Origin of the sequence: Nesterenkonia salmonea (assembly GCF_005771525.1) — a bacterium.
GTDB classification, from domain to species: domain Bacteria; phylum Actinomycetota; class Actinomycetes; order Actinomycetales; family Micrococcaceae; genus Nesterenkonia; species Nesterenkonia salmonea.
In genome coordinates, this window is sequence record NZ_VAVZ01000042.1 from 20,656 (window position 1) to 27,638 (window position 6,983).

Here is a 6,983-nt window from a genome sequence, read left to right on the forward strand (position 1 = left end):
TCCCTCTGAATGAGATCTGTACCACAGAGCCTATCTAGAACTTGAGGTCAAGTTCAAGTTCTGTCAGACCCCTAGATAGGCCTTCTGCACCTCGGGATCGTTCTGAAGGTCTGAGGCCGCCCCGGAGAGCACCACTCGGCCCTCAGCCAGGACATATCCGTAGTGGGCAAAGCCCAGTGCGGCCTGTGCATTCTGCTCGGCAAGCAGCACCCCGGTGCCCTCAGAATTGACCTCGGCCACCGCCTGCAGCACCTGTTCGGTGACCATCGGGGCAAGACCCATGGAAGGCTCATCGAGGATCAACAGTTTGGGATCGGACATCAGCGCCCGACCGATAGCGACCATCTGCTGCTGCCCACCCGAGAGTGAGCCTGCGGCCTGGGAACGTTTCTCCTGCAATATGGGGAAAAGATCGAAGACCCGGGTCAGCAGTTCCTTGAGCTCGGATTTTGAACTGCGCCTGGCGTAGTTGCCCAGGGTGAGGTTCTTCTCCACGCTCAACTGAGGGAACAGATGCCGGCCCTCAGGAGCATGGGCAATTCCCGCGCGAACAATCCGGTTTGAGGACAGCTTGCTGATCGACTTGTCCTCAAAGGTGATGCTGCCGCTTCGGCCGCGGACCAGGCCGCTGATCGTGCGGAACAGGGTGGACTTCCCCGAACCATTTGCGCCCAGAACCAGGGTCAGGCGTCCGGCCTCGGCGGTGATGTTCACATTGTGGAGGACATCGACAGTGTCATAACCGGCGCAGAGGTCTCGTACTTCAAGCATGGCTAGGCTCCTTGTCCCGGGGTCCGTTCCTGAATGCCGTCCTCTTGGGACGTGGAGCCCTGGCTGCCGGCACCGAGATAGGCCTCGATCACGCGGGGGTCCGAGCGGACCTCCTCGGGGGTGCCCCAAGCAATTCTGCGGCCCTGGTCAAGGACCAAGATACTGTCCGCGAGGCTCATGATCAGTGACATCTTGTGCTCCACCAGCCCCACAGTGACCCCGCGAGCCACGATCTGCCGGATCAACTGCCCGAATCGGGCGGTCTCATCCTCGGTGATACCGGCTGCCGGTTCATCCAGCAGCAGCAGTTCGGGTTCGGTGGCCAGGGCAAGGGCGACGGCGGCCCGCTTCTGCACCTCATGGGGCACATTGGCTGCGATCTCGTCTTTGAACTCCAGGATGCCGGTGAACTCCAGCAGCTCCAGGGTCTTATCCATACTCGCCTTCTCCTCCCGGCGATGCCGGGGGGTGCGGAAAACGGCGTCGATGAGTGTGGAACGGGATCCGGCCGCGCAGCCTGCCAGAACATTCTCGGCAATCGAGCTGTGCTCGAAGAGCTTGGTGGTCTGGAAAGTCCGGGCTACCCCAGCCTGGGCTGTCCGATGGGCCGGATGACCGGTGATGTCTTTGGCCTTGAAGGTCACCGATCCCGCCGTGGGACGGTAGAACCCGGTGATCAGGTTGAACAGGGTAGACTTCCCGGCACCATTGGGGCCGATAATCGCGGTGATCTCCCCCTCGGCGATATCGAAGCTGACGTCTTCGACAGCATGGAGACCGCCGAAGGTCTTGGACAGTCCGCGTACCTGCATCAGCATCAGCGCACCTCTGTCTTCTCATCGTGGGGATCGGCCGGGGAATTCTGCTCAGGCGCACCGGCTGCGGTCTTCTGGGCTGCCGCTCTGCGGCGTTTCCAGTAGAAGGTGAGTTGATTGAGCCGCCCAATGAGCCCCTGCGGTGCGTAGATCACCAGGGCGATGATCACCGGCCCCAGCAGAATGAACCGGTAGGCCTGGAAGTCCTGAAAAGCCTCAAAGAGCATCAGGACCAGCAGGGTGCCCACAATCGGTCCCATCACGGTGGCCACACCGCCGACAAGCAAGAACATCAGCAGTTCGAAGGTGAGGTCGATGGAGGAGGAGTTGGGACCGATGAATCCTTCTGCGGAGGCGAACAGTGCCCCGCCGAGTCCGGCGAAGCCCGCCGATGCCGTGAAGGCCAGCTGTTTGTTCAGCCCCACATTGATGCCGATGGAACTGGCGAGGTCCTCGGATGTGCGGATGGCCAGCAGCCGGCGTCCAACATTGGAGACCCGCAGGGTATAGGTGACATAGGCGGCAGCGGCGAGGAAGACCAGCAGGAGGTAGTAGTAGGTGGCCGGTTCGCTGAAGTCCAGCGGGCCGATGTCCTCCGGAAGCTTGACACCCAGCACACCGGAGTAGGCATGGGTGACATCCTCCCAACGGCTGATGACCATGTAGATGATCAGTCCCAGAGCCATGGTGAAGATGGCGAAATAAGCCTCCCTGGTCCGCAGCGCCAGCAGTCCGGCCAGGAATCCCACCACAGTGGTGAGCACGATGGCGGCCAGCAGTGCAGACCAGAAGGACCAGTCGTAATCGGTGGTCAGCAGTCCCATGGTGTAGACGCCGATGCCGAAGAATCCACCGTGGGCAAGGGAGAGCTGGCCGGTGAAGCCCAGGATGATGTTGAGCCCGTAGACCGCGATGGCGTAGGTGATACCGGTGATCAGCACCCGAAGCAGATAGTTCTGCTCGGCCAGAATCAGTGGTGCGAAGAGCAGGGCCGCTGCCACCAGCAGGGCGCCAACTCCGCGGATGGAGAATGTCAGCTTCATCGTTGCACCGCCTTCGTCAGAAGTCCTGTGGGTCTGATGGCAAGCACCAAGATCAGCACCACGAAGGCGATGACCTCACCGGCTACCGCCGAGACATAGGTGGTGGCCATCGCCTCGGCCAGGCCGAGGGTGAAGCCGCCGACAATTGCGCCGGGAATCGATCCCAGGCCGCCGAGGATGATGATGGCGAAGACTTTGACCATGATGACATCACCCATCGTGGGGTAGATCAGGTTGATCGGTGCCACCAGCCCTGCGGCCACGGCCACCAGGGCGGCAGCCAGGCCGAAGGTCAGCATGGAGACCCGGTTCGGATTGATCCCTACCAGGGAGGCTCCGACACGGTCCTGCTCCACTGCCTCGATGCTCTGCCCGTGCACGGTTTTCTTGATGAACCAGGTCAGAGCAATGAGAACGACGACGGCGGTGATCACAATAGTCACCCGCTGCCAGGAGACCTGGGTGCCCAGAATCTCTACGCGGCCGGTGATCGGTGATTCCATCCGCCGGAAGTCAGCTCCCCAGATTGCCTGGACCAGAGAGTGCAGGAAGAACATTGCACCTGCGGCGGCGATCATATGGTGGGTATGCGGTGCATTGCGCAGCGGGTGGAAGACCACTCGCTCCATGCCGATGCCGATTCCGGCCAGCACCAGGGCGGCCAATGCGATGGCCAGAATATAGGGCACCCCGGCTGAGGTGAGGAAGAAATAGGTGAGGTAGGCACCGACCATATAGAGAGCGCCGTGGGCCAGGTTGGGAATGCGCAGCACCCCGAAGACCAGGGTCAGGCCAATGGCGGCCAAGCAGTACACTCCTCCGAGTGACAGCCCGTTGAAGAACTGTTGGATAAACAGGGTCATGCGGAGTCCTCACTAGAGAGTTTGGGACTGTTCAGGACTTGCTGGACTTCTGCGAGGCCGGGCTATTCGATCTCAACGGGGAAGTACTCATAGTTCCCCTCGGAGTCCCGGTGGGCCCCTTCGAGGGTGTCGGAGATCAGCAGCCCCTCATCGGTGACCACATCGGGGAAGCCGGAGACCCGGAAGACATCGTCGACCTCTGTTGCCGCCTCAGGCAGGGCCTCGCGAATAGCGGTGGGATCCTCATGGGTTCCGGCAACTTCCATGGCTTTGACCACCAGGGCCACGGCCTGGAAGTTCAGTGAGGTCTCGGCGGTGAGCGGTCGTTCTTCAGTGATCTCCTCGGCAAAGCGTTCGACAAGCTCATCAGTTCCGGGGTCATCGAATTCGGCCACCGGCTTTGGGCCGGCGGAGTTATTGAGGTTCTCGGGGTCGGTGAAGAGCTCCATCTCCTCGAATTTGGCCTGGTCCATAATCATGAACCCGCCCTCATAACCCTGATCACGAGCCTCTTCGATGACCAGGGCAGTGGTCTGGGAGGGGCCGCCGACCAGGATGACATCGGGCTCCTCGGAGAGTGCGCTGGCCACTGCACTGGCGAAATCGGAGACCGCACCGTAGTCAAAGTTGTTATTGCTCAGGACCTCGCCGCCAGCCCCCTCCCAGTCCTGGGTCATCATGGTGGTCCACTGCTGGCCGTATTCACTGGCGGTGGCCAGCAGACCCAGACGCTCGGCCCCCTGATCCTGGAAAAGTTCGATGAAGGGCTCGGAGTAGCTGGCGAAGGTCGGCGGGATCATGAAGGTCAGCTCATTGTCGCGTTCGACAATCTGCCGATCGGAGCTATAGGCGCCGATGAGGAACTCACTGCGGGAGGTGTTGATCTCCTGAGCGGCGTGGATACCGCCGGCATGAGGGACGAAGACCACGCTGGCATCGTCCTGCTCCACCAGCCGTTGGGCATTGGTGGCTGCGGCATTTGGCTGGTACTCATCATCCAGGGCGCGCATCTCGACGGTGTATTCCTCTCCGTCGATGGTCACCCCCTGTTCGTTGAGCTCATCAATGGCGAGGCGGATACCTGCCTCGACGTTCTCGCCGTAGAGGGCGCCACCGCCGGACTGGGGGCCGGTAACGCCGATGGTGATCGTGCCTCCCTCGCCGTCGCCCCCTCCGTTTCCGCAGGAGGTCAGGGCTAGGAGGCTGACAGTACTCAGGGCGATCAGGGGACGAAGAGTCGAACGAGATTTCTGTGACATGACGGCTGTGTCTTTTCGGTAGGAGTGATTCTGAACATGACATCAACTTTGACCTAAGCTAACCGCCAGGGAGTGTGGTGTCAATCACATTTTGGAGAGAAGTGAACCTGTGTTCACATTCAATGGATTCTGACCTACGCTATGTGACATGGAATACATCACCACTGCCACAGGTTTCATCGAGCCCCGCGAACTGGGGCGAACCCTGGTTCATGAGCATGTCTTCGTGCTGGGCGAGGAGTACCGCCTGAACTACCAGCAGGACTGGGATGAAGAAGAGAAAGTCGCTGATGCGCGTCGACAGCTGAGTGAGCTGCATCAGCTGGGGATCGACACCATTCTGGATCCCACAGTCCTGGGTCTGGGTCGCTATGTTCCGAGGATCCAGCGGATCGCCGAAGGTCTGGATCTCAATATCGTGCTGGCCACCGGTCTGTACACCTACCGGGATATCCCCCTCCAGTTCCACCACCAGGGCCCGGGGCTGCTCTTTGATGTCCCGGAGCCGCTGACCGAATTGTTCATCAGGGATCTCACTGAGGGGATTGCCGATACTGGAGTGCGTGCCGCATTCTTGAAATGCGCTATCGAGGAACCGGGGCTGACTCCTGGTGTGGAGCGTGCCATGCGTGCTGTCGGTCAGGCCAGCGCCCAGACTGGCGCACCGATCACCGTGCACACTAATCCGCACACTGAATCAGGCCTGGTGGCCCAGCGGGTATTGGCAGAAGAGGGTGTGGACCTCAGCAAGGTGATCATCGGCCACAGCGGAGACTCCACTGACCTGGGCTATCTCACCAAGTTGGCCGATGCAGGTTCACTCTTGGGTATGGACCGCTTCGGTTTGGATGTGCTGCTGCCCTTTGAGCAGCGCATCGACACCATTGTCGCGCTGGTCGAGAGGGGTTATAGCGAGAAGATCACTATCTCCCATGACGCCTCCTGCTTCATCGACTGGTTCGATCCACAGGCCAGGGCTCAGGCGGCACCGAAGTGGAATTACCGCCATATCAGTGAGGACGTCATCCCCACGCTGAAAGATCGCGGAGTCAGCGAATCAGATCTCAACACCATCCTGGTGGAGAATCCTCGCAGATACTTCGAATAGGTTGATTGCCTTCATCCCGGATGGGGGCTCACCAGGGTCCACCGCAATGAACCCCCACCGGGATGCCGAGCCGAGACAGCTAGCTTTTCTTGCTCGTCTTCGACTTCTTCTTGCGCTTATCCATGAGCTCCTCGCGCATCCGATCACGGAACTCTTTGGCCGCTACCGCAGAGACAGAGGTCGGACGGTTGATCTCCTCGGCCTTCTCGGCGGAGGAGGGTTTCTCCAACTTCCGCTTACTGCCGGCCCCGGAGTTCGGTGAGGCCTCGGAGCTCTCGGTGACAGCGGTGGTGCCGTTGCGCTTGGCGGCCTGCCGGGCACGGTAGGCGCGCACATGAGCACGGTTGGCGCAGTTGCCGAAATCGCAGAAGAGCTTAGAACGGTTTCGGGTGAGGTCAACAATGGCCGCCTCACAGTCATCCCCGCGGCAGATGCGCAGCCGTCCGGTCTCCTCCTCGGTGACCAGATGAGCCAGGGATGCGGCGATAGTGGCGGTCATGATGTCGCTGATCTGGTTAGACACCGGAATCGGCTCCTGACGGAACGAGGACTCAGCATCCTCGCCAGTGGTGTGGACCAGTTTGATCCCCACACCCTCCAGTAGGCCGTTAATGGCCTCTACCTCATTCGGTTCTGTGACCGGGGCGGAGGTCCACACGGTGAGCAGGTTCTCCCGGAGGGCGCGGACACGCTCCAGCTGCTTGCGGTTGGCCGTACTGGTCGGCCATTCCAACTCGGGTTCACGCTCGGACAGATAGGCTTTGAGTCCTTCAGCGCTGTCGAGCGTATCCGGGGTGGGTCTTGCGCTTTTCAGTCCCTCGGAGGTGTTGATGAGATCCGCGGCTGCGGTGAGGGCACGATTAATTTCTGCGTTGAACATTGCAGTTTTCTCCTGCCAATTAACCTCGGTCTTTCATGACACGAGGGCCTGAGAGGCCGTAGATAGACGAGAGTGCCGCTCCGACAAGGGATGATGGGCTTACCACAGTCCAAACCATCCGAGTCGAGAGGGCACTCTCAAAGTGAAGCGTATCCCGGGCACTGGCCGCATGAAAGTCTCCGCCGACGGGCAGGGGGTCGTGTCTCATGCCGGGGTTGGCATGCTGCGAGAACTGGCAGAGCGA

7 protein-coding genes are annotated in these 6,983 nt (G+C 60.6%); 1 reads left to right on the forward strand and 6 read right to left on the reverse strand.

From position 1 onward, the window contains the following. Positions 1-63: 63 nt before the first annotated feature. From FEF26_RS13085 to FEF26_RS13105, 5 genes are all read right to left on the reverse strand, one after another. Complete coding sequence (locus tag FEF26_RS13085) at positions 64-771, reverse strand: ABC transporter ATP-binding protein (protein WP_138253987.1); 708 nt, start codon at positions 769-771, stop codon at positions 64-66. Positions 772-773: 2 nt separating this feature from the next. Next, on the reverse strand, positions 774-1,589 hold the full coding sequence (locus FEF26_RS13090) for an ABC transporter ATP-binding protein (protein ID WP_138253988.1): 816 nt from the start codon (positions 1,587-1,589) through the stop codon (positions 774-776). Beyond that, positions 1,589-2,629, reverse strand: coding sequence for a branched-chain amino acid ABC transporter permease (locus FEF26_RS13095; RefSeq protein WP_138253989.1), 1,041 nt, complete (start codon positions 2,627-2,629; stop codon positions 1,589-1,591). Before FEF26_RS13095 ends, FEF26_RS13090 begins: the two co-directional genes overlap by 1 nt. Further along, on the reverse strand, positions 2,626-3,492 hold the full coding sequence (locus tag FEF26_RS13100; RefSeq protein WP_138253990.1) for a branched-chain amino acid ABC transporter permease: 867 nt from the start codon (positions 3,490-3,492) through the stop codon (positions 2,626-2,628). The genes FEF26_RS13095 and FEF26_RS13100 overlap by 4 nt, the downstream gene beginning before the upstream one ends. A gap of 62 nt (positions 3,493-3,554) precedes the next feature. After that, entirely contained in the window at positions 3,555-4,751 is a 1,197-nt protein-coding gene (locus FEF26_RS13105) for an ABC transporter substrate-binding protein (protein ID WP_138253991.1), read from the reverse strand. A 148-nt stretch (positions 4,752-4,899) separates the two neighbouring features. Between FEF26_RS13105 and FEF26_RS13110 the strand changes: the two genes are divergently transcribed. Continuing rightward, entirely contained in the window at positions 4,900-5,859 is a 960-nt protein-coding gene (locus FEF26_RS13110; RefSeq protein WP_138253992.1) for a phosphotriesterase family protein, read from the forward strand. 79 nt (positions 5,860-5,938) lie between these two features. Here the strand turns inward: FEF26_RS13110 and FEF26_RS16130 are convergent, their stop codons facing one another. Continuing rightward, positions 5,939-6,739 carry a CGNR zinc finger domain-containing protein gene (locus FEF26_RS16130; protein WP_243730585.1) on the reverse strand — a complete coding sequence of 267 codons (801 nt, stop codon included), beginning with the start codon at positions 6,737-6,739 and terminating at the stop codon, positions 5,939-5,941. Positions 6,740-6,983: the final 244 nt, after the last annotated feature.